We start from the raw sequence: 23,996 nt of genomic DNA on the forward strand, positions 1-23,996 counted from the left end.
GTGTTCCCCGGCGCCACCGCGCACGCGGGAAGGGTTGTCGGCGTGCCCGCGCAGGCACCACCCCGAGTCAGACCAAGGAGCATCACGTGGCCACCCTTCCCAGCGTTTCGTACTCCATCACCGTCCGTCTCGAACTGGACGCCGGAGGCAGCGCTGTCGGCAGCCTCACCAACGCGGTCGAGCAGGTGGGCGGCATGATCACCGCGCTGGACGTCGCGGCCGCCGGACACGAGCGCATCCGCATCGACGTCACGTGCGCGGCCCGCGACACCGAGCACGCGCAGGCCATCGTCGACGCCCTCGGCGCGATCGACGGCGTCGTCGTCCACAAGGTCAGCGACCGCACCTTCCTGATGCACCTCGGCGGCAAGATCGAGATGAAGTCCAAGGTGCCGCTGCGCAACCGCGACGAGCTGTCCATGGCCTACACCCCCGGTGTGGCGCGCGTCTCGCAGGCCATCGCCGCCAACAAGGACGACGCCCGCCGCCTGACCATCAAACGCAACAGCGTCGCCGTGGTCACCGACGGCTCCGCCGTGCTGGGCCTGGGCAACATCGGCCCCGAGGCCGCCATGCCCGTCATGGAGGGCAAGGCCGCGCTGTTCAAGCGCTTCGCCGACATCGACGCCTGGCCCATCGCCCTCGACACGCAGGACGTCGACGAGATCGTCCGCACCGTCCAGGTGCTCGCCCCCGGCTTCGGCGGCATCAACCTGGAGGACATCTCCGCGCCCCGCTGCTTCGAGGTCGAGGCCCGTCTGCGCGAACTGCTCGACATCCCGGTCTTCCACGACGACCAGCACGGCACCGCCATCGTCGTGCTCGCCGCCCTGCGCAACGCCCTGCGCGTGGTCGGCAAGAAGCTCGGCGAGGTCCGCATCGCCATGTCCGGCGCCGGAGCCGCCGGGACCGCCATCCTCAAGCTGCTCATGCACGCCGGTGCCCGCGACGTCATCGTCAGCGACGTGCACGGCGCCGTGCACCAGGGCCGCGAGGACCTCGACCCCACACTGCGCTGGATCGCCGAGCACACCAACCCCGAGGGTTACAGCGGTGACCTGCGGGGCTCCGTGGCCGGGGCCGACGTGTTCATCGGCGTCTCCGCGCCCAACGTGCTCGGCGGGGACGACATCGCCGAGATGAACGAGGACTCGATCATCTTCGCGCTGGCCAACCCCGACCCCGAGGTCGACCCCGAGGTCGCGCACCTGCACGCCGCCGTGGTCGCCACCGGCCGCAGCGACTACCCGAACCAGATCAACAACGTCCTGGTCTTCCCCGGCTTCTTCCGCGGCCTGCTGGACGCCCAGAGCCACAACGTCACGTCGGACATGATGGTGGCCGCCGCCGAGGCACTCGCCGACGTGGTGACCGAGGACGAACTGGGGCCGAACTACATCATCCCCAGCGTCTTCCACTCCGACCTGTCGCACCACGTGGCCACGGCGGTGCGCGACGTCGCCTCGCGCGACTCGCTCGGCTAGGGAGCGTGTCCGCCCCGCACGCCCGGGGCGCGTGCGGCGGAGGCCGGGCGTCGCGAGCGGCGCGCGGCCCGTCGGCCCCCGCCCCGTCGCACGGCTGCGGCGGGGCGCCGGAACTGGGTAAAGGTGTGGCATGGACCAGCCAACACTCACGGGGCAGCTCCTGGTGGCCGCCCCCATCCTCCAAGAGGACTCCTTCCGCCGGTCGGTGGTGTTCGTCGTGGACGACACCGACGACGGCGCCCTCGGGGTGATCCTGAACCGGCCACTGGGTATGCCCGTGAACGAGGTCGTCTCGGACTGGGGGCCCTACGCCAGCGAACCCGCGGTGATGTTCTCCGGTGGCCCCGTCGGCTCGGGTTCCGGCCTGGCGCTGGGCATCGCGGAGCCCGGCACCGCTCCGCCCGGCTGGTCGCCGCTGCAGGGACTGGAACCGGGCGCGGGAACCGGCCGGGTCGGTATGGTCGATCTCGACGGTTCGGCGCTGGAGATGGGCGGCGCCCTCGGCGCGTTCCGGGTGTTCGCGGGCTACGCGGGCTGGAGCGCCGGGCAGCTGTCCGGCGAGATCGACGAGGGCGCCTGGTACGTGGTGCCGGCGCTGGCCCAGGACGTGTTCACGACCGAGCCGGATCGCCTGTGGTCGCGGGTGCTGCGCCGTCAGGGCGGGGACCTCGCGCTGCTGTCGACCTATCCGGACGATCCCACCCTGAACTGAGCGCTCGTCGGAGTAGGACGGATTCCCCGATACCGTGGAACACAGACGTGGAAAGGTGTGAGTCACGATGGCGATGGATGTCGTGAACAAGGTTCTGCCGGACAGTGAGACCAAACCGGAGATCTCGCACGGTGACGGGGACCGCGAGCGGTTCGCCCACTACGTGCAGAAGGACAAGATCACCGAGAGCGCCGTGACCGGGGACCCGGTGATCGCCCTGTGCGGCAAGGTGTGGGTCCCCAACCGCGACCCGAAGAAGTTCCCCGTGTGCCCGGAGTGCAAGCAGGCCTACGAGGACATGATGAAGTAGCACCCGTCCTCGGACGGGTGAAGGGCCTTGGTGGACCATGCGCGCCAAGGCCCTTCACCGTGTCCGGGGGGTCCGGCCGCGCACCGGGACGCCGTCGGCCCGGTGCGCGGCGCGGGGTCAGGCGGTCGTGCCGGCGCGCGTCCGCTTGCGGGCGGAGACCACCGCGACCGTGCCGGTGATCACGGCGACCGCCGCGGCGGCCACGAGCCCGGCGAGGGCGGTACCGGTGTTGGGCAGGCCGCCGTCGCCGTCGTCCCCGTCACCGCCGCCGCCGGACCCGTCGCCATCTCCGTCACCGCCGGTGCCGCCGCCCGGGACCTGTGCGTCCTCGCTGACGCCCACGGTCAGGGTGAGCGGATCGAGTTCGGTGCCCTCGGCGTAGAAGTCCGCGAACGCGGGCACGCCCTCGGCGGTCAGCGTGGCCGGGATCGGGTCCCAGCTCAGGACGTCGTCCTCCAGGGCGTAGTCCACCCCGTCCAGGTCCAGGTCGGCGACCGCGACGTCGTCGTATGTCACCAGCTCCTCGTCGTCCAGCGACTTGCTGACCACGTCGGCGTAGAGCACGCCCGTGTCGCCCTCCAGCTCCACGCGCGGGTCGGTGACGGTCATGTAGAGCAGGGGGTCGCCGCCGTCGTAGGCGTGCCCCTCGAACAGGACGGCGCCCGTGAAGTCGAGGTCGGCGGTGGCCGCCTCCAGGTCCACCTCGCCGCTGCCGTCGGTGAAGGCGAACGTGCCGTCGTCGTTGCGGCTCGCGCCGTCCCGGGTGCTGATGGAGCCCTGGGCGATGTTGCCCTCGATGTAGTCGCGGAAGGACTGACGGACGCCCCAGTCGGCCCGGCCGGAGTGCACGGTCAGCGCGCCCTCGGGCGTCTCTCCGTCACCATCGCCGTCTCCGTTCCCGTCTCCATCGCCGTCGCCATTGCCATTCCCGTCACCGTCGCCCTCGGCCGCGAAGGAGAGGGGCACCCACACGTCCTGGTCGCGGTTGTCCAGGTCCTGGTGGTCGTTGAAGACCGCGACGTAGCACTGCTCCTCGACGCAGTCGTAGGCGTTGCCGTCCTTCTCGAAGGCGCCGACCACGTCCAGCGGCGTGCTGAACGCGCCGTCGGCGTCGGGCGCGGCGCCGTCGCGCAGCCACACGCCGGTGCCGTACCAGTCGGCGGGGTGGGAGTCGGCCGACCGCGGTTGGGCGGTCAGCGCGACGTAGACCCCCGCGCCGGGCCGGAAACCGGTGCCGTCGACGGTGACGGTGTCACCCTCGGGGTCCAGGCCGGTGTCCGGTGTGACGGTCACCGCGGGATCGTGCGGCTCGGGTCCGCCCGTCCCGTCGCCGTCCACCGTGACGCCGAAGCTCACGGGGTCCATGGGCGCGCCGGTGGAGTAGAAGCCCGCGAACGGCTCGACGGCGTCCGCGTGCAGGGTGCCCCCGGTGGAGGCGAAACCGATCGTGTCGCCGTCGACGGTGAGTTCCGCGCCGGTGAGTTCGGCGACCGGCACCTGCCCGTAGTCCACGATCGGGGCCGGGGCGGTCTGGGTGACGCCCTCGAACGGGCGGCTGCTGACCTCGGCGAGCACGAGCGCGGTGTCGCCGTCGAACTCCACCCGCGGGTCGGAGATCCGGATCTCCAGGACGGCGCCGCTGCCGTAGTCGTGGCCGGTGAACACCACGGTTCCGCTGAAGTCGACGTGGCCGGAGGCGTCCTCCTTGGAGACCTCGCCCTGGGCGGTGGGGAAGTCGACGGTGCCGTCCTCCAGCACGCTGGCTCCGTCAGAGGCCGCGTAGCCGCCGTTGGCGATGATGCCGGAGACGTAGTTGCGGAAGGACTCCTTGACGCCCCAGGCGGCGGAGCCTCCGGTGACGGGGACGGTCTCAGCCGCAGAGGCGGCCGGCGCGGTCGCCACGAGGGCGCCGCCGAGGGCGACCGCGCCCAGCGAGGAGGTGAGGGCGCGCAGGATCCGCCGGGTGGGGCCCGGGGTCGCGCTCCCACGGACGGGGATGGTTCTCATGGCTCGGTGGTTCCTGTCTGGTCGGGGGATGGGGCGTGGGGGTGGAGTGGCCGCTCGGGGGACGGGCGGAGCGGGGCCGTCCCCCGCGCCGCCCGTCCCTGTATGCCGGGCGGGTCAGTTCGCGCTGACGGTGAAGTCGATCGGGTCCATCGCGGTGCCGGCCGAGTAGAAGCCGGCGAACGCCTCGACCGCGTCCTCGTGCAGGACGCCGCCGGTGGAGGTGAACGAGGCCTCCCCGCCGTCGACGGTCAGGCTCTCGCCGGTCAGTTCGGTGACCGGGATCTCCCCGTAGTCGACGAGCGGGTTCGGGGTGGTCTGGAAGACGCCGTCGAAGGGGCGGCTGACGACCTCGGCGTGGATGACGGCCTCGGTGCCGTCGAACTCGACCCGCGGGTTGTGGACCTGGATCTCCAGGACCGGTCCGTTGCCGTAGTCGTGTCCGGTGAAGACCACGCCGCCGGAGAAGGCGGCGTCCACGGAACCGTCGTCGGCCAGCACGCCGCCGTCACCGGGGAAGGACACGGTGCCGTCGTTGTTGAGGCTCGCGCCGCCGGTGGCCTCGTAGTCGCCGTTGGCGATGAAGCCGGAGACGTAGTTGCGGAACGACTCCTTCACACCCCAGTCCGCGGAGCCGCCGCTCAGCGCCGTGTCGGCCAGGGCGGGGGAGGGGGCGAGGACGAGCACGGCGCCGACGGCGGCGGCCGAGGCGGTCGCGGTGAGCGCGCGCAGGGCGCCGCGCGCGCGGCCGTGGGTCGGGTGGCTGGGCGTGGTGGCGATGGCCATGGAGACGTACCTCCGGGTGTGGGAGTGGGGATCCCGCCCCGGTCGGGGCGGGCGCCGAGCGGCGTTCGGTGGCGCCGGTCGGACGGTGGGGAGTCAGGGGGTGGCCGTACCGCCGCGGCGGCGTGCGGCCACGAGCGCTGTGGCACCGGTGACGGTGGCGACGAGTGCGGTCAGGACCAGGCCCCACAGGGGCGAACCGGTGGTCGGCAGGGGGCCGATGCCCTCGTTGCCGCCGTTGGCTCCGGAGCCGCCGCCGGTGTCGCCGGTCGAACCGGAGCCTGAACCCGAACCGGAGCCCGAGTCGGAGTCCGAGTCCGAGTCGGAACCGGAGCCCGAATCGGGGCTGCCGCCGTCCTGCCCGGCGAAGGTCACCGGGACGAACACGTCCTGGCCGCGGTCGCTCGAACGCGTGTGGTCGTTGCGGCTCACGACGGCGCACTCCGTTCCGGCCGCGGTGCAGTCGGTGTTGGCGTCGTCGGCCCGCACACGCAGCTGGACGGAGAAGCCGCCGGACGTGCCGCTGCCGGTGTAGGGCTGGGCCAGCCCCTCGCCGTAGGGCGGCGGATTGCTGGACACCCAGACCGAGGAGCCGCTGGTGCCCTCCATGTCCGCCCCGCCGATGCACGGGCTGGGCGCCTGTGTCGCACTGGCCCGGCTGGTGTCGCACAGGGCGACGTAGATGCCCTTGGAGGTGTCGTAGCCGCTACCGGTGACGGTGACGGTCTCGCCCTCGGGATCGAGGCCGGTGGTCTTGGAGACGCTGAGCTCCGGTTCGGCGCGGGTGGCCGGGACCGCGGCCGGGGCCTGGGACTGGGGCTGGGCGCGAGGCGCGGCGGCGGGCGCGGCGAAGGTCACCGGGACCTGGCCGACGACCGCGGCGGTGGCGGGTGCCGCGGGCGCCTGGACCGGGGCGCTCCTGCCGGGCCCCGGCGCGGCGGCGAGGCCGTCGGCGCCCGAGTCCGGGTTCGCGTCCGTGTCGGAACCGGTGGCGTGGTCGGAACCCGCGTCCCCGCCGTCGCCGTTGCCCCCGATGCCGCCGTCGCCGCCGCTGTCCTGAACGTCCTCGCCGACCTCGGTGCCCCGGGTGTCCTCGTCGTTCCCGTGATCCCCGTCAGCCTCGGCGCCCTCGCCGTTCCGGCCGTCGTCGTCGCGGTTCGGTGCGGTCGTGCCGTCCTCGGGCGCGGTGCCGCCGGTCGAGGGCGCCCCGGTGGGTGCGGCGTCCGCGGACTCCGGACCGGCCGCCACGAGGCGGATCTCGAACAGGTCCGTGTCCGGGTCCAGCCCGGCCTCGGCCGCGAAGGCGGTGCCGGTGTCCAGGACGACGGTGAAGGCGCCGCGTTCGTCGACGTTCGCGGTGACCGCGTGGTCGGTGTCGGCGACGCCGTCCTCGTCGGTGCTCGTCCCGCCCGTTCCCGCCTCGTCGGCGTCCTCGCGGGCGGGGGCCTCGGCCGGGACGGCCCAGGTGGTGACCTCGATCGCGGAGCCCGGAGCGTGGCCGACCCCGGACACCGTGACCGTGTCGCCCTCCGGATCGAGCCCTTCGGCCCGGTCCACCGTGGTGATCCGGGCGTCCTCGCCGCTCTCCCCGCTCTCGTCGGCGTGCGCCGCAGCGGGGAGACCGGTGGCGAGTCCCGCCGCCATGGCGGCGACGGTGAGTGCGGGGAGGAGGCGGCGTGGTCGTCCGCGGCCGTGGCTGGTCAAGAGCGCTGGTGTCGTGCGCATCGGGGGCCTTCGCGTTCGTGCGGTCCTGGGTGGGGTGAGACCGGTCGCGACAAGGAGGCTTGTTTAGGTTAAGCTTACCTTGGTCAAGTGAGGCTTACCTAAGTCGGCGTCCGGCGGGACACAGTCAACAGCGCGGTGTCGGGGTTGTCAAGATAATGACGATGTGTCATATAAATGGCCACGTCACCGCACCCGCTCCAGGACCCCCACACCCCGGCACACCGGCCAACGAAAGCGACAGCCATGCCTCACGACGACCCACGGCCCCGCCTCCGCCGACCCGGTGGTCCGGGCCGCCCGACCCGTGCCTCCACCACGCGGCCCCGCACGCGCTCCGCCGCCGCGGCCCTCGCCCTGGCGTTCGCGCTCACCGCGTGCGGGACCAGCGGCCTCGAACCCCCGGACACCGCGTCCGGCGGCGCGGGCGACATCCCCGACCTGGCGGAGAACCGGCTCCAGATCCTGGAGGACCCCGGGGAGCCCTCGCTCCCGGTCACCGTCTCCTCGGTCGTGCACGACCCCTACCGCACCAGCGACGACCCGCTGGAGTACGAGGACGTCGAGGTCACCGACACCAGCCGGATCCTCCCGCTCACCGGCAGCCTCTCCGAGATCGTCTTCACCCTCGGGCTCGGCGACCACGTGGTCGGCCGCGACACCGCCGCCACCTTCGCCGAGGCGGCCGACCTGCCCGTGGTCAGCGAGGCCCACGAGGTGTCCGCCGAGAGCGTCCTGTCCCTCGAACCGACGGTCATCCTGGCCGACACCCAGACCGGCCCGCCCGAGGCCATCGAGCAGCTCCGGGCCTCCGGCGTCCCCGTCGTCATCATCGAGGAGGCGTGGTCCATCGAGGAGATGTACCCGCGTTTCACGCGTGTGGCCGAGGCCCTGGGCGTGCCGGAGGCGGGGGAGCGCCTCGTCGAGCGGACACGGGAGCAGATGGCCGAGGTGCGCGCGGCCTCCGCCGAAGCGGCGGGTGACCCCCTCGTCGCCTTCCTCTACCTGCGCGGCAGCGCCGGTGTGTACCTCCTGGGCGGACCCGGTTCGGGCGCCGACGCCCTGCTCGCCGAGGTCGGCGCCCGCGACGCCGGTGTCGAGGCGGGTCTGACCGCGCCCTTCACACCGATCACGAGCGAGGCGCTCATCGCCGCCCAGCCGGAGGTGATCCTGGTCATGACCAAGGGACTGGAGTCGGTCGGCGGCGTCGAGGGACTCGTCGAGATCCCGGGCATCGCCCAGACCCCGGCCGGTGCGACCGGCACGGTCATCGACTTCGAGGACGGGGTGCTGCTCAACTTCGGGCCGCGCACCCCGCAGGTCGTGGCCGCCCTCGCCGGGGAACTCGCCGGACTGGAGACGGCCGGAGCCGCCGAGTGACCTCCCCCGACCGCGCCGACCCCACGAGTTCCACTGCCCCCGAGCACCCCACAGACCCCAAGAGTTCCACCGGGCCTGCGGATCCAACCGGCCTCACAGCTTCCGAGAGTCCCTCTGGCTCCATTGACCCCACTCGGTTCGCGAGTTCCGCCGCCGCCGTGAGCCCAACTGCCTCCATGGACCCCACAGACTCCTCTGACCCCGCAGGTTCCGCTGGCTCCGAGCACGCCACCGCCCCCGCAGCCTCCGCGAGTCCCTCTGGCTCCATGGACCCGACCCGGTTCGCGAGCTCCATCGGTCCCATGGATCCAACCAGCCCCTCAGCTTCCGTGAGTCCCCCTGACCCCACAGACCCCACCGGCCCCGTCCCGCCCGGGCGTGCCCGGGCCCTGCGGCGGCTCCGTGCGACCGTCCTCCTGTCCGGCCTCACCGCCGGGCTCGTCGTGGTATCGGTCGTGGCCGCCGGCAGCGGCGCCTACCCGGTGCCCGCCGACCAGGTGGTCTCCTCCGTGCTGCACGCCCTCGGGATAGGGACCGGCACCCTCCCCGACCAGATCGGCCGGACCGTCCTGTGGGACGTCCGGCTGCCGCGCGTGGTCCTCGCCGTCATGGTCGGCGCCGCGCTCGGCGCCGCCGGCGCCATGATGCAGGGCGTCTTCGGCAACCCGTTGGCCGAGCCCGGTGTCATCGGCGTCTCCTCTGGTGCCGCCGTCGGCGCCATCCTCGTCATCGCCACCGGCCTCACCGTCTTCGGCCACTGGACGATCATCGCCGCGGCCTTCGTCTCCGGCCTGGCCACGACCCTGTTCGTCTACGTCTTCGCGCGCTCGCGCGGCCGCACCGAAGTGGTCACCCTGCTGCTCACGGGCATCGCCGTGAACGCCGTCGCCGGAGCCGCGATCGGCCTGATGACCAACTTCTCCCAGGACGCCGAGATCCAGACCATCACCTTCTGGCAGCTCGGCAGTGTCTCCACCGCCACCTGGTCCAAGGTCGCCGCCATCGCCCCGTGCCTGGTCCTCGGGCTCGTCGTGATCCCCTTCTCCGCGCGCCGCCTCGACCTGCTCGCGCTGGGAGAGGGCCCCGCGCGCCACCTGGGGGTGGACGTCGAGCGCCTGCGCCTGGCGCTGATCGCCGCCATGGCCCTGCTGACCTCGGCCGCGGTGGCCTTCGCCGGGATCGTCTCCTTCGTCGGCCTGGTCGTCCCCCACATCGTCCGCATGGTCACCGGTCCCGGCCACCGCGTGCTGCTGCCCGCCAGCGCCCTGGGCGGCGGCCTGCTCCTGCTCGCCGCCGACCTGCTCGCCCGCACCGTCGCCGCCCCCGCCGAGATCCCGCTCGGTGTCGTGACCGCGGGGATCGGCGGGCCGTTCTTCTTCTACCTGCTGCACCGCACCCGCACCAGGCAGGGAGGCTGGTCGTGACCGCCGAACCCCGTCCGTGGCGCCGTCCGGCCGCCGCCCTCGCCCCACTCGCCCGGCCTCCGCGCCGTCCCGAACCCGCCCCGCCGGGCACCACCGTGCTCGGCGCCGAGGGGATCACCGTGCGCCGGGGCGGCGCCACCCTGCTCGACGGCGTCGACCTCGGCGTCCGGGCTGGTGAACTCCTGGCCCTGGTCGGCCCGAACGGCGCGGGCAAGTCCACCCTGCTCGCGGCACTGTCCGGCGACGTCTCCGGCGCCCCGGTCCGGGGCGAGTCCGACACCGGCACCGTCCAGCTCCTGGACCGCCCGCTCCGCGACTGGACCCCGCCCGAACTCGCCCTGCGCCGAGCCGTCCTGCCCCAGGAGGCGACCGTCAGCTTCCCGTTCACGGTGGCCGAACTCGTCGCGATGGGCCGCGCGCCGTGGGCCGGACTCGGCGGCCCCGCCGAGGACGACGCCGCCACGGCCGACGCGATGGCGCGTGCCGGTGTCGCCCACCTGGCCGACCGGCGCTTCCCCACACTGTCCGGCGGCGAGCGCGCGCGGGTGATGTTCGCGCGGGTCCTGGCCCAGCGGACGCAGGTCCTGTTGCTGGACGAACCGACCGCCGCGCTCGACATCCGCCACCAGGAAGCCGTCCTTTCCGTCGCGCGTACACTCGCGGACAGCGGTGGGGCGGTTATCGTGGTCCTGCATGATTTGGGGCTTGCGGCTGCCTACGCCCATCGTGTGGCGATACTGTCCCAGGGGCGGGTGGTCGCGCGCGGCGCGCCGTCCGACGTGTTCACCGCGTCGCTGCTCAGCACCGTGTACCGGCACGATGTCGAGGTCGTCCCCCACCCCCGAACCGGGGTCCCGCTGATCGTGCCCCTCCGGTAACCGCTGTGAGCACGCTAGGTCGACAGGAGTAGGTCGTATTGGTGTCCGCAACTGATCGGCAGCCGCTGGACGAGGACCGGCCCCGGGGCCGGAGCCGGAACCAGGGCGGACGGCGGCGCCGCCCCCGTCAGCGCCGTCCACGCGTCACCCCCGGCGACGTCGTTCGGGGCATCGTCAGGACCATCGGTGAGATCCTGCTGACCGCGGGCCTCCTCATGCTGTTCTACGCGGCCTACGAGGTGTACGGGTCCCAGTGGGAGACGAACCAGGAGCAGGAGGGGCTGGCCGACGGGCTGGAGGAGAGCTGGTCGGCCGCGGACGAGGCCGGACCGGACTCGGCCCCGCTGCCGGGCAGCGCCGACAGCCGTCTGTACGTGCCCGGACTCGACCTCGACTGGGTGGTGGTCAACGGCACCAGCCAGGAGGACATCCAGTTCAGCCCCGGCCACTACACCTGGTTCGACAGCGAACCCGGCCAGCCGGGCAACTACGGCGTGGCCGCGCACCGCACGCCGGGCCTCTTCTGGGACCTGGACCAGCTGTCGTCGGGCGACGCCATGGTGCTGGAGGACGCGGAGAACTTCTACACCTACGAGGTGTTCCGCGAGGAGACCGTGCTGCCCAACGACGTGTGGGTGGTCGACCCCGACCCCTTCGACGAGGCCACCGACGAGGAGCCGGAGCGGTCCCTGCTCACCCTCACCACGTGCGCGCCGAAGCTGAACAACACCCACCGGCTCGTCGTGTGGGCCGAACTCACCGAGACCACGCCCAAGTCCGAGGGGATGCCCGAGTCCATCGCGCACATGGCCCCCGACGCCGACCAGGAGTAGGGAAGGAACGCGAATGTACGGTCTGATCTGGCGTATCCTGCCCGGCCCGTGGGTGTCCAAGCTGATCATGGCGCTGGGCCTGCTGGTGGGCGCCGCCACACTGCTGTGGATGTTCGCCTTCCCGGCGATCTCCCCCCACATGCCCTTCAACGACGGCGCGGTGGAGGGCGGCGGGCCCGTCCCCGCCGAGGGGGACGCGCCAGTGGAGGAACCCGCCGAGGGGGAGGCCCCGGCGGAGGACGGCCTGGTCGACGACACGGCCGACGGCCAGGGCTGAGAACGGGGACCACCAGGGGGTGGAACCGCCGCGCCTTCCGCGGACGCGGCCCCGGGGTGTGCGCGGCACCACCCCGGGGTCACTCTGATCGGTCGGTTCCTCCCGCTACCCTCAAGCAGGTGAGTAACGGGGGACGGGACGCATGACGGTAACGCAGACCACGATGGAGGACCGCCTGCGCGGACTCCGGGCCTGGCAGCGGGAGGCGTTCGAGGAGTACTTCCGCAGGGACCCGCGGGACTTCCTGGCGGTGGCCACGCCCGGAGCGGGCAAGACCACCTTCGCCCTCACGCTCGCCAGCGAACTCCTCCAGCAGCACCGGATCCGCGCGATCACCATCGTCTGCCCCACCGAGCACCTCAAGAAGCAGTGGGCCGAGGCCGCCGCGCGGTTCGGCATCGCCATCGACCCGGACTTCAAGAACGGCCAGGGCGCGCTCGGCCGCCAGTACGTCGGTGTCGCCGTCACCTACGCGCAGGTCGCCGCGCACCCGATGCTGCACCGCAACCGCACCGAGGCGCGCAGGACCCTGGTCATCTTCGACGAGGTGCACCACGCCGGCGACGCGCTCTCCTGGGGGGACGCGGCCCGCGAGGCCTTCGACCCGGCCGCCCGGCGGCTGTCGCTGACCGGCACGCCCTTCCGGTCCGACGTCAACCCCATCCCGTTCGTGGACTACGTCCAGGACAGCGCCGGGGTCCGCCGCTGCTCGTGGGACTACAGCTACGGGTACGCGCCCGCCCTGGAGGACGGGGTGGTGCGCCCGGTCATCTTCATGGCCTACTCCGGTGAGATGCGCTGGCGGACACGAGCGGGCGACGAGCTCGCCGCCCGCCTGGGGGAGCCGCTGACCCAGGACGCCCTGTCCCAGGCCTGGCGCGCGGCCCTGGACCCCAAGGGCGATTGGATCAAGAAGGTCCTGCAGGCCGCCGACCGGCGGCTGACCGAGGTGCGCAAGACCCACCCGGACGCGGGCGGCCTGGTCATCGCGAGCGACCACGAGAACGCCCGCGCCTACTCGCGGATCCTGCGGCAGATCACCGGCAAGGGCGCCACGGTCGTGCTCTCCGACGACCCCACCGCCTCCCGCAAGATCAGCCGTTTCGCCGCGAGCGACGACCGCTGGATGGTCGCGGTGCGCATGGTGTCCGAGGGCGTGGACGTGCCCCGGCTCATGGTGGGCGTGTACGCCACCTCCACCAGCACCGCCCTGTTCTTCGCCCAGGCCATCGGCCGCTTCGTGCGGGTGCGCCAGCGCGGCGAGGTCGCGTCGGTGTTCCTGCCCTCGGTGCCCACGCTGCTGGAGTACGCGGGCGAGATGGAGCGCGAGCGCGACCACGTCCTGGACCGGACCCCCACCGACGACGAGTACCCGGAGGAGGACCTCCTCAAGGAGGCCAACAAGAAGCGCGACACCCCCGACGCGGGGGAGGAGCTGCCGTTCGAGACGATGGAGTCGGCGGCGGAGTTCGACCGGGCGCTCTACGACGGCCTGGAGTACGGCGGGTCGCCGGGCTCCTCCGAGGAGGAGGACTTCCTGGGGCTGCCGGGGCTGCTCGACCCCCAGCAGGTCTCGCAGCTGCTGCGCAAGCGCAAGGCCGACATCCAGGCCAACCAGCGCAAGTCCAAGGCCAAGGCCGAGCCCGAGCAGGACGAGGGGCCCACGCACGAGGTCGTCGCCGAACTGCGCCGCGAGCTGAGCGGGCTCGTGGGCGCCTGGCACCACCGCACGGGCAAGCCGCACGGGGTCATCCACAACGAACTGCGCCGCGCGTGCGGGGGACCGCCGGTGGCCCAGGCGTCCCCACCGCAGATCCGTGAGCGCATCGCCAAGATCCGCACCTGGGCGGTCGGCCGCAAATAGCGTTATTCCGGCAAATACTTCGCAAGCTCGCGCACGGCCCGTCAGAACTTCGTCACCGCGTCGTTACTGTCCGTCAGATGATGGGACGACGTCTTCGCGCGAACACCGCGCTCTGGTCAGGACTCGTGATGTGCGGCGCCGCGCTGACGGGGCTCGTGGCGACCAGCCTGCCGGACACCACCCCGACGGCGACGGGTGCCGCGGCCTCCGCGCGCCAGGACGGGGATGAGCCGTGCCCGCCGGGCCTGGAGGCCCGCCTGAGCGACCCGGGCCTGCCGGGACTCGTCCCCGAGGGAGGGGAACTGACCCCCGTCCAGGCGGCGGAGTACGAGAAGAAGCTCCGCGAGGCCCTCGAACCCCTGCGCGCGCAGGACATCGCCCCGCCGAGGGAGGTGCCCGTGGTGGTGCACGTGATCCACGGCGAGGACGGGGAGGGCCGGGTCTCGGGCGAGCGCGTGCGCGAACAGATCGAGACCCTCAACTCCGCCTACGGCGGCCGCTTCTCCACCGGCCCCCAGTCCACCGACACCGGCTTCCGCTTCACACTCAGCGACATCACCCGCACCGCCGACGACGTCTGGTTCTCCCGGTTCAACGACCACAGGCGCACCATCCGCTCACAGCTGCACCAGGGTGGGCCCGAGACGCTGAACATCTACACCGCCGACCTGGGGCCGGGGCTCCTCGGGTTCTCCAGCTTCCCGCAGGACTACGCGGACGACCCCGAGCAGGACGGGGTGGTGGTCGCCCACGACACCCTGCCGGGCGGCGACCGCGCGCGCTTCGACCTGGGCCACACTGCCACCCACGAGGTCGGCCACTGGCTGGGCCTGTTCCACACCTTCCAGAACGGCTGCGACACCCCGGGCGACTACGTGTCCGACACCCCCTACGAGCGGGAGCCGGCCACCGGCTGCCCGGAGGGACGCGACACCTGCCGGATTCGGAGGGGGCTCGACCCCGTCGACAACTTCATGAACTACAGCGACGACGCCTGCATGACGACCTTCACCTCGGGCCAGGCGGAGCGGATGGCCCAGCACTGGGCGGCCTTCCGCGACGGCGGCCCGCGCGCGCTCACAAGGACAGGAGCCGCCGCAGAATGACGTCGATCCGCCCCATGGCTGGCCGTGCCGGTCCCCGACCGGCACCCGGACCTGATCGCCGGCCGGCTCGCCGTCCCCACCGGCCGCGCACGCGGACGGGGGCGGCGGCGCCGCTAGGCTAGGGGCATGGCAGCGAACATCTACCTGACCGGGATCAAGCCCACCGGTGACTTCCACCTGGGCAACTACATCGGCGCGATCAAGCCCGCCCTGGCGGCCGCGCGCGAGTACGACACGTACTACTTCATCGCGGACTACCACGCGCTCAACACCATCAAGGACGCCGACGAGCTCCGCCACAGCATCCGGTCAGGCGCTGCCACCTGGCTCGCGTGCGGGCTCGATCCGGAGCAGACCGTCATCTACCGGCAGTCCAGCGTCCCGGAGACCTTCGAGCTCACCACCATCCTGAGCGCCCTGACCCCCAAGGGCCTCATGAACCGCGCGCACGCCTACAAGGCCGCCCGCGACCGCAACAACGAGGCCGGGATCACCGACCTCGACGCCGGGATCAACATGGGGCTGTACAACTACCCCATCCTCATGGCCGCCGACATCCTCATCATGGAGGCCACCCGCGTCCCGGTCGGCCGCGACCAGTCGCAGCACATCGAGTACACCGCCGACATCGCCGGGTACTTCAACCACCGCTTCGGCGCGTCCTACAGCTTCCCGCCGCCCAAGGGCGTCATCGACGACAGCGACGCCAGCATCCTGCCGGGTGTGGACGGCCGCAAGATGAGCAAGTCCTACGACAACCACATCCCGCTGTTCCTGCCGGAGAACAAGCTCAAGAAGGCCATCCGGCGCATCCCCACCGACTCCACGCCGGTGGAGGACCCCAAGGACCCCGACACGTCGGTGCCCTTCCAGCTCCTCGCCCACTTCGCCGACGAGGACAAGGTCGCCGACGTGCGCAAGCGCCTGGAGGCCGGCGGCATGGGCTGGGGCGACCTCAAGAACGAGCTCTTCGAGGCCGTCAACGCCGAACTCGCGCCCAAGCGCGCCCGCTACGAGGAACTGATGGCCGACCCCGCGCGGATCGACGCGATCCTGGACGCCGGATCGGCCCGCGCCCGTGAGCGCGCCCGCACCGTCATCGACCGCGTGCGCGCGGCCATCGGCGTCGGCTGACCCGGCCGCACGGCCGCTCGGACGAGCGGTCACACCCGTCCGCCGCCGGCCACGGCCGGTGGCCGGTGCGGCAGCGGGTGGACCCCCGTCCGCGGATCGGTCTCCGGCGGTGAGCGGGCCCCGGTCGGCGGATGGGACCCGGCCGTCGCTCCTCAGGCGACCACCGGCTCGCCCCGCAGTTCCACTCCCGCGTCGCGGAGCTGCCCCAGCGCCGACTCCACGGTCGCGGCGCCCACACCCGCGGTCAGCCCCAGCAGCACACGCGTCCGGAACCCCTCGGCGGCCGCGTCCAGCGCCGTGGCGCGCACGCAGTGGTCGGTGGCGATGCCCACCACGTCCACCTCGTCCACGTCGCGTTCGCGCAGCCAGTCCGCCAGGGCCGTGCCGTCGTCGGCGGTGCCCTCGAAGCCGCTGTAGCCGTCGGAGTACTGGCCCTTGCTGAACACCGCGTCGGCGAGCGAGGCGTCGAAGCCCGGATGGAACTCCGCGCCCACGGTCCCCGCCTGGCAGTGCACGGGCCAGCTCGTGACGTAGTCGGGCTCCGTGGAGAAGTGCGCCCCCGGGTCGATGTGGTAGTCCCGGGTGGCCACCACCGCCCCGTAGTCCTGGGCGTTGTTCCGCGCGTGGTCGGTCACGGCGGCGGCGGTGGCTGCACCGCCGGACACGGCCAGGCTCCCGCCCTCACAGAAGTCGTTCTGTACGTCCACCACGATGAGTGCTCGCATCTGCGCATCACTTCCCTTCACTGTCCAGTCTGCCCCCTGTGCGGGCGTGGCGGCTCCGGCCCGGTGTGATGATCGGAGAGCACGGGACACACCGGGCCCGGGTCCGCCGCCGGGCGCCCGAGCGGTCCCGGCAGGGGAGGGGAGAGATGAGCTCCATGCCGACGCCGCCCCCTGAGGGGGAGTACACGCTGCGACGCCAGCGGAACGGGTCGGGATACTTCGGCCACGTGCGCGTCGAGCTGCGGCCGGGCGGGACGGCCGGCCCTCCCTCGGTCGCCTGGGCGGTGCCAGCCGAGGACCGGGCGTCGATCGGACCGCGGGAGGACGCCGAGTTCGTCGCGGCCGCGATCACCGGCGCCCGGGACGGCGTCCGGCTGGCGCGGGCCCTGGGCGCGACCGTGGACGGCTGGGCGGTGGACATCGTGCGGGCCCGGCTCAGCCTGACCGACATCGAGGAGAGCGCCGTGCGCACCGCCGCGGCGATGGCGGTGGGCGCGGCCTTCGGCGTGCGACACCGGCTGCACGTGCGCTTCGAGTCCGGATGGTACGTGGCGCGCGACCCCGTGAACCGCGCCCCGTGACGTTCCTGACACGGGTGCCCGGCCGGAGCAGCGGCGAAGCGGCGGGGCCTCAGCGGAAGACGGTCGGCAGGGCGGCCTCGCCGCGCGACATCCGCAGCGCCTCCTCCGGCAGCTCCGCCAGGGCCGCCCGGTGCCGCTCCCGGGCGTCGGCGGCGGTCTCGCGGCCCACGACCTCCCCGTCGGCCACCAACGGGCGCAGCATCGGACGCAGGCCCGTCTCCGCGGGCGGCACGTGGGGGAAGACCTCCTCGGACACGGCCGTGCCCCGATCGTCGAGCCGGCGCGCCCCCCACTTGCGGCCGCCCCGGCTGGGCTTGCCGACCGAGCGCTTGGCCACCGGCGCCAGCGCCGTGTTTGGCTCCAGGGAACGGGCCCGCGCCACCAGCTTGTACACCAGCGACACCGTCGGCGCCCCGGAGCCGGTCACCAGCGAGGTCCCCACGCCGTACCCGTTCACCGGAGCCACGGCCAGCGCCTGTACCGAGTGCTCGTCCAGGTCGCCGGTCACCAGGATCCGGGTGTTCACCGCGCCCAGGCCGTCCAGCTCCTTGCGCACCCGCGCGGCGGTCGCGGCCAGGTCGCCGGAGTCGAGCCGGACCGCGCCCAGGTCCGGACCGGCCGTCTCCACGGCGGTGCGCACGGCGCGCTCGACGTCGAAGGTGTCGACCAACAGGGTCGTCCCCGCGCCCATGGACTCCACCTGCGTCCGGAAGGCGTGCCGCTCGCTGTCGTGCAGCAGGGTGAAGGAGTGCGCGGCCGTACCGCCCGTGGGCACGCCGTAGGTGCGCCCGGCCTCCAGGTTGGAGGAGGTCGCGAACCCGGCGATGTAGGCGGCCCGGGCGGACGCCACGGCCGACTCCTCGTGCGTGCGGCGCGATCCCATCTCGATCAGCGGCCGGTCGCCGGCGGCCACCACCATGCGCGAGGCGGCCGAGGCGATCGCGCTGTCGTGGTTGTACACCGACAGCGCGAGCGTCTCCAGGAGCACGGCCTCGGCGAAGGAGCCCTCCACCACCAGGATCGGGGAGCCCGGGAAGTAGGTCTCCCCCTCGCCGTAGCCCCACACGTTGCCGCTGAACCGGTACTGTGACAGCCACTCCAGCGTCGGGTCGTCCACGACTCCGTGGTCGGAGAGGAAGTCCAGCTCGGCGGTACCGAACCGGAAGCGCTCCAGCAGCTCCAGGAACCGCCCGGTCCCGGCCACGACGCCGTACCGGCGCCCCTCGGGGAGTCGCCGGGCGAACATCTCGAAGACGGACCTGCGGCTCGCGGCGCCGCTGTGCAGGGCGCCCTGGAGCATGGTGAGTTCGTAGTGGTCGGTGAGCAGCGCGCTGCTGCTGTCCTCGCTCATGCCGACGAGCCTAGTGCGGCGCCGCCCGGGCGCGGGCGTGGCGAACGCCACGCAGCCGCGGACCGGCGCCGGAGACCCCGCGGAGTGGGAGCGAATCAACAATACCCATTTGGTTGGTAGGGATCTCTTCTTGGGTACCCTGGGGGCATGCTCAGCATTGATCGCTCGATCTACGACAAGATCGTCGCCCACGCCCGCCGCGACCACCCGGACGAGGCGTGCGGGATCGTGGCCGGACCGGAGGGCTCCGACCGACCCGAGCGGTTTGTCGAGATGATGAACGCGGCGCGCTCGCCCACGTTCTACGAGTTCGACTCCACCGAGTACAAGCAGGTCTACGACCAGCTGTGGGACCGCGACGAGGACTTCGTGGTGATCTACCACTCCCACACGATGACCGAGGCCTACCCCTCGCGCACCGACATCACCTACGCCCAGTGGCCCCAGGCCCACTACGTACTCGTGTCCACCCGCGAGCCCGACACGGTCGAGTTCCGCTCCTACCGGATCATCGAGGGCGAGGTCACCGAGGAACCGGTGGAGATCACCGGGCCCGCGGGCGACCCCGAGCAGTAGCCTCCGCGCCCCCAGGAACGCCGCCTCGGAATGGGCCCGGCGCACCCCCTGTTGGGACTGTACGCACGACAACGAACACTTACGGAGACACCTTCATGGCCATCGAGGTCCGCATCCCCACCATCCTGCGCAACCTGACCGGCGACGCCAAGGTCGTCGAGGGCGCGGGCGACACGCTCGGCGAGCTGTTCACCGACCTGGACAACAAGTACCCGGGCATCGGCGAGCGCATCGTGGACGACGGCAAGCTGCGCCGCTTCATCAACGTCTACCTCAACGACGAGGACGTGCGCTTCGTCGGCGGTCTGGAAGCCAAGCTCAACGACGGCGACAACGTCACCGTCCTGCCGGCCGTGGCCGGCGGAAGCCGATAGCTCCCCACGGCAGCATCCACAGCTAGGACTGGCATGCGCTACGACTCCCTGCTGGACTCCCTCGGCGGTACGCCCCTCGTCGGGCTGCCGCGGCTCTCGCCCTCGCCGGACGTGCGGATCTGGGCGAAGCTGGAGGACCGCAACCCCACCGGCTCGATCAAGGATCGCGCCGCGTTCTTCATGATCGAGCAGGCCGAGAAGGACGGGCTGCTCTCCCCGGGCTGCACCATCCTGGAACCGACGTCGGGCAACACCGGCATCTCCCTGGCCATGGTCGCCAAGCTGCGCGGCTACCGGATGGTCTGTGTGATGCCGGAGAACACCTCGGCGGAGCGCAAGCAGCTCCTGGCGATGTGGGGCGCGCGGGTCCACTTCTCCGACGCCGCGGGCGGGTCCAACGAGGCGGTCCGCGTCGCCAAGGAGATGGCCCGGGAGAACCCCGACTGGGTGATGCTCTACCAGTACGGCAACCCGGCCAACGCCCGCGCCCACTACGAGACCACCGGTCCCGAACTGCTCGCCGACCTGCCGGAGATGACGCACTTCGTCGCGGGGCTGGGCACCACCGGCACGCTGATGGGTGTCGGCCGGTACCTGCGCGAGCACAAGCCGGATGTGCAGGTCGTGGCCGCCGAACCCCGCTACGGGGAACTGGTCTACGGTCTGCGCAACCTCGACGAGGGCTTCGTCCCGGAGCTCTACGACGAGTCGGTCCTGACCACGCGCTTCTCCGTGCCCTCCGACGCCGCCCTCAAGCGGACCCGGGAACTCCTGGACCAGGAGGGCATCTTCGCGGGCGTGTCCACCGGCGGCGCGCTGCACGCCGCCCTCGGCATGGCCCGCAAGGCGGAGCGGGCGGGAGAGCGCGCCGACATCGCGTTCATCATCGCCGACGCCGGGTGGAAGTACCTGTCCACCGGCGCCTACGAGGGCACTCTCGAAGAGGCCGAGGAACGCCTCGACGGACAGCTCTGGGCCTGAGGCACGAGTGAGCGGCGGCCGGTCCGGGCGCCACCGTTCCGGCCGACCGGAAGGAGGCCGGCACCCCGCGGGGTGCCGGCCTCCCGCATGAGGCGTGTGCGCGGTGGGAAGGATGGGACGGGAGTGCCCGCTCGGCCCGAGTCGACGTGGGCCGGGTGTGCAGGGGGAGTCCGCAGGGACGGACGCGACGAAGGTGAACCGCCGTGGTCGGACGGACCCGCCCGAGAAAGGTGCGTACCGAAACGTGCGCCCAACGAACCGGACACATATGGTCAATGTGTGTGAAAAATTCACACGTGATCCTCGTCGCCTGAGATGCGGGCCACATTTTGTACCACCCGGCCGGTCATTGGGGTACACCCGTAACAACGGGACATCCGCAGAACCAGCCGCCATCCGCACTCCCCGGACACGTCCGACGACGAGTGCCACGGACGCCGCGCGGCCCATCGAGAAGGCGACGACGACGTGCGACTCACCATTATCGGGTCCTCCGGGAGCTTCCCGGGGCCGGACAGCCCGGCCTCCTGCTATCTGGTGGAGGCCGGAGGGTTCCGGCTCCTGCTCGACATGGGCAACGGATCCCTCGGCACACTGCAGCGGCACCTCGACATCTACTCGGTCGACGCCGTCTACCTGAGCCACCTGCACGCCGACCACTGCTTCGACCTGTGCTCGTACTGGGTGGCCCGCATGTTCCCGCCGGGCGGACCCAAACCGCGCATCCCCGTGTACGGCCCCAAGGGCGTCGCGCAGCGGGTGGCCGAGGCCTACGGGCTCGACCCGGACCCCGGCATGACCGAGGTCTTCGACTTCCACGAACTCACCCCGGGCACCTTCGAGCTGGGCCCCTTCTCCGCGCGCGTCGACACCGTCAACCACCCGGTGGACGCCTTCGGCATCCGCCTGGAGCACGAGGGGTCGAGCCTGACCTACTCCGGGGACACCGGCGCCTGCGACTCCCTCGTGGACCTGGCCGCCGACACGGACCTGTTCCTGTGCGAGGCCGCCTTCCACGACCACGTGGAGCACCCGAAGGACATGCACCTGACCGGCAGCGAGGCGGGCGACCACGCGCGCCGCGCACGCGCCCGCAAGCTGCTGCTCACCCACCTGGTGCCCTGGAACGACGACGAGGTCACGCTCACCGAGGCGCGTTCCACCTACGGCGGCCCCATCGACCTCGCGCGCAGCGGACAGGTGCACGCCGTCGGAGTCTGACCGGGTCCGGACCGGGGACGGACCTCCGGCGGGCCGGAGTGCGCGCCGACGACTTCCCGGCTCCCGCACCGGGCGGACGCCCGCGGATATACGCTCGATGGCATGGCCCGACCTGACGGACGTGTTCCGACCCAACTCCGCCCTGTGACCATCACCCGCAACTGGCTCCGCCAGGCGGAAGGCTCCGTGCTCATCGAGTTCGGGGACACCCGCGTGCTGTGCGCCGCCACCGTCGAGGACGGTGTGCCCCGCTGGCGCCGGGGCACCGGCGAGGGGTGGGTCACCGCCGAGTACGCGATGCTGCCCCGCGCCACCGACACCCGCGGTGCCCGCGAGTCCGTGCGCGGCAAGATCGGCGGCCGCACCCACGAGATCTCCCGCCTCGTCGGCCGCTCCCTGCGCGCGGTCGTCGATTTCAAGGCGATGGGCGAGCACACCATCACCCTGGACTGCGACGTGCTCCAGGCCGACGGCGGCACCCGGACCGCCGCCATCACCGGCGCCTACGTCGCCATGGCGGACGCGATGAAGTGGCTGCGCAAGCGCCGCAAACTCAAGAACAACCCGCTCACCGGATCGCTGGCGGCGGTCAGCGTCGGCGTGGTCCAGGGCCAGCCGCGCCTGGACCTGAACTACCTGGAGGACTCGGTCGCCCAGACCGACATGAACGTCGTGCTGACCGGTGACGGCCGCTTCGTGGAGGTGCAGGGCACCGCCGAGGGCGAGCCGTTCGACCGCGACCTGCTCAACCAGCTCCTCGACCTGGCGGCCGGCGGCTGCGAGGAACTGACCGCCATCCAGAAGAAGGCTCTGTCGGAGTGACCGCGACGAACAGCGTCGGCCACCGGATCGGCGTTGTTCCGCGTGAAGGGGGAACGGTGAAGATCGTTCTGGCGACGCGCAACGCCAAGAAGGTCCCGGAGATGCGGGCCATCCTCGCGGAGGCGGGGGTGACCGCGGAGGTGCTCGGGCTCGACGCCTTCCCGGACGCGCCGGACGTACCGGAGACCGAACCGACGTTCATCGGCAACGCGCTGCTCAAGGCCCGGGCGATCGCCGCCCACACCAACCTGCCGGCCGTGGCCGACGACTCCGGTCTGAGCGTGGACGAACTCCGGGGCATGCCCGGTGTCCTGTCCGCGCGCTGGGCGGGGCGGTTCGGCGGGCGGGACCGCGACCGCGCCAACCTCGACCTGGTCCTGGACCAGCTGGCGGACACCCCGGCCGAGCGCAGGGGCGCGCAGTTCGTGTGCGCCGCGGTCCTCGTGATGCCGGACGGGACGGAGGTGGTCGCCGAGGGCGTGCTCCGCGGTCGGGTCATCACCGAGCGGCGGGGCGAGCACGGGTTCGGCTACGACCCCGTCTTCGTGCCCGAGGGGGAGACCAGGACCACCGCCGAGCTGTCCCCGGAGGAGAAGAACGCGATCAGCCACCGGGGCATCGCCTTCCGCAAGCTCGCCGGCGACCTCGCGGAGATGATCTGACCGGCGGAGCCGGTGCGGCGTGACACCCTCCCGGGACCCGTGCGCGGGCGGGGTCCCGGGAGGCCCGTGGCAGGGCGGGAGGTCCGTGTGACAGGGGTGGCGGGTGCGGCCGGGACGGACGCGGAGAGCCCGCCAGAAAAATCCTCCCGGATGTGTTTGGGCCCCGGACGCGTGGGGGAGGACCACCCATGTCTGACAAGCACATCTCGCTAGACACTAGACACCCGGTCCCCGGCAGGGGATCGAGTAGCCCGGAGGCGTCACTCCGCGGACCTGTCCCTCACAGGACTGACAACGCGGAACGTCCCCGCGACGAGGTCTCCTCGCCGTACGGACGGTTTGACGCCGCCGGGTCTGTTGTCTAGACTCCACCGAGTCGCCACGGAACGGCGAGCGGCCCTCAGGGTCGAGCTCAGCACCGGACCGGCCTCTTCGGTACAAGCGACATCATCTCCACTTCCGGCCTTACCGGTCCGAGCACTCATGCGGTTCGGGTAGGCTCGGGGAGTTGCTTCGAGAGCCGGGCGAATTCGCCCGGGCGAGGAAGCGGAACGGGCTTTACCCCGATCAATTGCTCCGAAACCGCCGATTTGGCGGGGCACGGAACACCTGATAAAGTAAAGACATAACGAAGCGTCCACACCGCACTGGCGGTGGAAACGCAGGCAGCCTTCCACGGAAGAGCACACCGGTCGGTGAAACGGTCGGGGGCTTGTACGGGATGAGCGGTTGTTTCTTGAGAACTCAACAGCGCGTGTTTGATTTTCTTTAAGCCATGTTTGTTTTGGCCCC

At 72.0% G+C, this 23,996-nt stretch carries 24 protein-coding genes; 18 read left to right on the top strand and 6 right to left on the bottom strand.

Annotated features, from left to right (window positions below; genetic code table 11):
* Nucleotides 1-86: 86 nt before the first annotated feature.
* The 3 genes from ADL05_RS18920 (at nt 87) to ADL05_RS18930 (ending at nt 2,506) form a co-directional block, all read left to right on the top strand.
* A complete protein-coding gene (locus ADL05_RS18920; RefSeq protein ID WP_053618318.1) occupies nt 87-1,484 on the top strand; it encodes an NAD-dependent malic enzyme in 1,398 nt (465 codons plus the stop codon).
* 130 nt (nt 1,485-1,614) lie between these two features.
* Nucleotides 1,615-2,196, top strand: a complete 582-nt coding sequence (locus tag ADL05_RS18925; protein ID WP_053618319.1) for a YqgE/AlgH family protein — start codon at nt 1,615-1,617, stop codon at nt 2,194-2,196.
* Between the two features lie 67 nt (nt 2,197-2,263).
* A complete protein-coding gene (locus tag ADL05_RS18930; protein WP_053618320.1) occupies nt 2,264-2,506 on the top strand; it encodes a DUF3039 domain-containing protein in 243 nt (80 codons plus the stop codon).
* A 117-nt stretch (nt 2,507-2,623) separates the two neighbouring features.
* Here ADL05_RS18930 and ADL05_RS18935 read toward each other — a convergent pair whose 3' ends face one another.
* The 3 genes from ADL05_RS18935 to ADL05_RS18945 form a co-directional block, all read right to left on the bottom strand.
* The gene (locus ADL05_RS18935) at nt 2,624-4,513 is read right to left on the bottom strand and encodes an HtaA domain-containing protein (RefSeq protein ID WP_053618321.1); all 1,890 of its coding nucleotides are present in this window, start codon (nt 4,511-4,513) and stop codon (nt 2,624-2,626) included.
* Nucleotides 4,514-4,627: 114 nt separating this feature from the next.
* Nucleotides 4,628-5,296 (bottom strand): HtaA domain-containing protein, encoded by a 669-nt coding sequence (locus ADL05_RS18940; RefSeq protein WP_053618322.1) that lies wholly within the window; start codon nt 5,294-5,296, stop codon nt 4,628-4,630.
* A 93-nt stretch (nt 5,297-5,389) separates the two neighbouring features.
* Nucleotides 5,390-6,937: a cell wall protein gene (locus ADL05_RS18945; RefSeq protein ID WP_231640813.1), complete on the bottom strand. Its 1,548-nt coding sequence runs from the start codon at nt 6,935-6,937 to the stop codon at nt 5,390-5,392.
* Between the two features lie 324 nt (nt 6,938-7,261).
* On the opposite strand from ADL05_RS18945, the gene ADL05_RS18950 reads away from it, so the two are divergent.
* The 8 genes from ADL05_RS18950 to ADL05_RS18985 all read left to right on the top strand — a co-directional run bounded on the left by ADL05_RS18950 (nt 7,262) and on the right by ADL05_RS18985 (nt 15,911).
* The gene (locus ADL05_RS18950) at nt 7,262-8,395 is read left to right on the top strand and encodes a hemin ABC transporter substrate-binding protein (RefSeq protein ID WP_053618324.1); all 1,134 of its coding nucleotides are present in this window, start codon (nt 7,262-7,264) and stop codon (nt 8,393-8,395) included.
* A gap of 302 nt (nt 8,396-8,697) precedes the next feature.
* Nucleotides 8,698-9,819, top strand: coding sequence for an iron ABC transporter permease (locus tag ADL05_RS18955; protein WP_082376570.1), 1,122 nt, complete (start codon nt 8,698-8,700; stop codon nt 9,817-9,819).
* Entirely contained in the window at nt 9,816-10,697 is an 882-nt protein-coding gene (locus tag ADL05_RS18960; protein ID WP_053618326.1) for a heme ABC transporter ATP-binding protein, read from the top strand. The genes ADL05_RS18955 and ADL05_RS18960 overlap by 4 nt, the downstream gene beginning before the upstream one ends.
* Before the next feature lie 38 nt (nt 10,698-10,735).
* Nucleotides 10,736-11,530: a class E sortase gene (locus tag ADL05_RS18965; RefSeq protein WP_053618327.1), complete on the top strand. Its 795-nt coding sequence runs from the start codon at nt 10,736-10,738 to the stop codon at nt 11,528-11,530.
* A gap of 13 nt (nt 11,531-11,543) precedes the next feature.
* Complete coding sequence (locus ADL05_RS18970; RefSeq protein WP_053618328.1) at nt 11,544-11,807, top strand: hypothetical protein; 264 nt, start codon at nt 11,544-11,546, stop codon at nt 11,805-11,807.
* Nucleotides 11,808-11,949: 142 nt separating this feature from the next.
* On the top strand, nt 11,950-13,671 hold the full coding sequence (locus tag ADL05_RS18975; RefSeq protein WP_053618329.1) for a DEAD/DEAH box helicase: 1,722 nt from the start codon (nt 11,950-11,952) through the stop codon (nt 13,669-13,671).
* Between the two features lie 77 nt (nt 13,672-13,748).
* On the top strand, nt 13,749-14,777 hold the full coding sequence (locus tag ADL05_RS18980; protein WP_231640814.1) for a zinc metalloprotease: 1,029 nt from the start codon (nt 13,749-13,751) through the stop codon (nt 14,775-14,777).
* A gap of 126 nt (nt 14,778-14,903) precedes the next feature.
* Nucleotides 14,904-15,911 carry a tryptophan--tRNA ligase gene (locus tag ADL05_RS18985; protein ID WP_053618331.1) on the top strand — a complete coding sequence of 336 codons (1,008 nt, stop codon included), beginning with the start codon at nt 14,904-14,906 and terminating at the stop codon, nt 15,909-15,911.
* Nucleotides 15,912-16,063: 152 nt separating this feature from the next.
* Here ADL05_RS18985 and ADL05_RS18990 read toward each other — a convergent pair whose 3' ends face one another.
* Complete coding sequence (locus ADL05_RS18990; RefSeq protein ID WP_053618332.1) at nt 16,064-16,636, bottom strand: isochorismatase family protein; 573 nt, start codon at nt 16,634-16,636, stop codon at nt 16,064-16,066.
* Nucleotides 16,637-16,782: 146 nt separating this feature from the next.
* Between ADL05_RS18990 and ADL05_RS18995 the strand changes: the two genes are divergently transcribed.
* The gene (locus ADL05_RS18995; RefSeq protein ID WP_053618333.1) at nt 16,783-17,217 is read left to right on the top strand and encodes a hypothetical protein; all 435 of its coding nucleotides are present in this window, start codon (nt 16,783-16,785) and stop codon (nt 17,215-17,217) included.
* 49 nt (nt 17,218-17,266) lie between these two features.
* On the opposite strand, the gene ADL05_RS19000 is transcribed toward ADL05_RS18995, so the two are convergent.
* Entirely contained in the window at nt 17,267-18,568 is a 1,302-nt protein-coding gene (locus tag ADL05_RS19000) for a nicotinate phosphoribosyltransferase (protein ID WP_053618334.1), read from the bottom strand.
* A gap of 147 nt (nt 18,569-18,715) precedes the next feature.
* Between ADL05_RS19000 and ADL05_RS19005 the strand changes: the two genes are divergently transcribed.
* The 6 genes from ADL05_RS19005 to rdgB all read left to right on the top strand — a co-directional run bounded on the left by ADL05_RS19005 (nt 18,716) and on the right by rdgB (nt 23,204).
* Entirely contained in the window at nt 18,716-19,144 is a 429-nt protein-coding gene (locus ADL05_RS19005; RefSeq protein WP_053618335.1) for a Mov34/MPN/PAD-1 family protein, read from the top strand.
* 95 nt (nt 19,145-19,239) lie between these two features.
* Nucleotides 19,240-19,518: a MoaD family protein gene (locus tag ADL05_RS19010; protein ID WP_053618336.1), complete on the top strand. Its 279-nt coding sequence runs from the start codon at nt 19,240-19,242 to the stop codon at nt 19,516-19,518.
* A gap of 33 nt (nt 19,519-19,551) precedes the next feature.
* Nucleotides 19,552-20,499 carry a PLP-dependent cysteine synthase family protein gene (locus tag ADL05_RS19015; protein ID WP_053618337.1) on the top strand — a complete coding sequence of 316 codons (948 nt, stop codon included), beginning with the start codon at nt 19,552-19,554 and terminating at the stop codon, nt 20,497-20,499.
* Between the two features lie 468 nt (nt 20,500-20,967).
* Nucleotides 20,968-21,720, top strand: coding sequence for an MBL fold metallo-hydrolase (locus ADL05_RS19020; protein WP_053618338.1), 753 nt, complete (start codon nt 20,968-20,970; stop codon nt 21,718-21,720).
* A 102-nt stretch (nt 21,721-21,822) separates the two neighbouring features.
* On the top strand, nt 21,823-22,542 hold the full coding sequence (rph, locus tag ADL05_RS19025) for a ribonuclease PH (RefSeq protein WP_082376568.1): 720 nt from the start codon (nt 21,823-21,825) through the stop codon (nt 22,540-22,542).
* Between the two features lie 56 nt (nt 22,543-22,598).
* Nucleotides 22,599-23,204: an RdgB/HAM1 family non-canonical purine NTP pyrophosphatase gene (rdgB, locus tag ADL05_RS19030; protein ID WP_053618349.1), complete on the top strand. Its 606-nt coding sequence runs from the start codon at nt 22,599-22,601 to the stop codon at nt 23,202-23,204.
* Nucleotides 23,205-23,685: 481 nt separating this feature from the next.
* On the opposite strand, the gene ADL05_RS31855 is transcribed toward rdgB, so the two are convergent.
* Nucleotides 23,686-23,996: hypothetical protein (locus ADL05_RS31855; RefSeq protein WP_231640815.1), on the bottom strand; the 311-nt coding region annotated here is incomplete at its 5' end.

The sequence above is a fragment of the Nocardiopsis sp. NRRL B-16309 genome (assembly GCF_001279585.1).
GTDB lineage: Bacteria > Actinomycetota > Actinomycetes > Streptosporangiales > Streptosporangiaceae > Nocardiopsis.

Coding starts and splice junctions, on each gene's coding strand:
- ADL05_RS19005 (WP_053618335.1), top strand. CDS start 18,716: ATGCTCAGCATTGATCGCTCGATCTACGACAAGATCGTCGCCCACGCC.
- ADL05_RS18995 (WP_053618333.1), top strand. CDS start 16,783: ATGAGCTCCATGCCGACGCCGCCCCCTGAGGGGGAGTACACGCTGCGA.
- ADL05_RS18990 (WP_053618332.1), bottom strand. CDS start 16,636: ATGCGAGCACTCATCGTGGTGGACGTACAGAACGACTTCTGTGAGGGC.
- ADL05_RS18925 (WP_053618319.1), top strand. CDS start 1,615: ATGGACCAGCCAACACTCACGGGGCAGCTCCTGGTGGCCGCCCCCATC.
- ADL05_RS18985 (WP_053618331.1), top strand. CDS start 14,904: ATGGCAGCGAACATCTACCTGACCGGGATCAAGCCCACCGGTGACTTC.
- ADL05_RS18980 (WP_231640814.1), top strand. CDS start 13,749: ATGATGGGACGACGTCTTCGCGCGAACACCGCGCTCTGGTCAGGACTC.
- ADL05_RS19015 (WP_053618337.1), top strand. CDS start 19,552: ATGCGCTACGACTCCCTGCTGGACTCCCTCGGCGGTACGCCCCTCGTC.
- ADL05_RS18930 (WP_053618320.1), top strand. CDS start 2,264: ATGGCGATGGATGTCGTGAACAAGGTTCTGCCGGACAGTGAGACCAAA.
- ADL05_RS18950 (WP_053618324.1), top strand. CDS start 7,262: ATGCCTCACGACGACCCACGGCCCCGCCTCCGCCGACCCGGTGGTCCG.
- ADL05_RS18945 (WP_231640813.1), bottom strand. CDS start 6,937: ATGGCGGCGGGACTCGCCACCGGTCTCCCCGCTGCGGCGCACGCCGAC.
- ADL05_RS18975 (WP_053618329.1), top strand. CDS start 11,950: ATGACGGTAACGCAGACCACGATGGAGGACCGCCTGCGCGGACTCCGG.
- rph (WP_082376568.1), top strand. CDS start 21,823: ATGGCCCGACCTGACGGACGTGTTCCGACCCAACTCCGCCCTGTGACC.
- ADL05_RS19010 (WP_053618336.1), top strand. CDS start 19,240: ATGGCCATCGAGGTCCGCATCCCCACCATCCTGCGCAACCTGACCGGC.
- ADL05_RS19000 (WP_053618334.1), bottom strand. CDS start 18,568: ATGAGCGAGGACAGCAGCAGCGCGCTGCTCACCGACCACTACGAACTC.
- ADL05_RS18935 (WP_053618321.1), bottom strand. CDS start 4,513: ATGAGAACCATCCCCGTCCGTGGGAGCGCGACCCCGGGCCCCACCCGG.
- ADL05_RS18940 (WP_053618322.1), bottom strand. CDS start 5,296: ATGGCCATCGCCACCACGCCCAGCCACCCGACCCACGGCCGCGCGCGC.
- ADL05_RS18955 (WP_082376570.1), top strand. CDS start 8,698: ATGGATCCAACCAGCCCCTCAGCTTCCGTGAGTCCCCCTGACCCCACA.
- ADL05_RS18970 (WP_053618328.1), top strand. CDS start 11,544: ATGTACGGTCTGATCTGGCGTATCCTGCCCGGCCCGTGGGTGTCCAAG.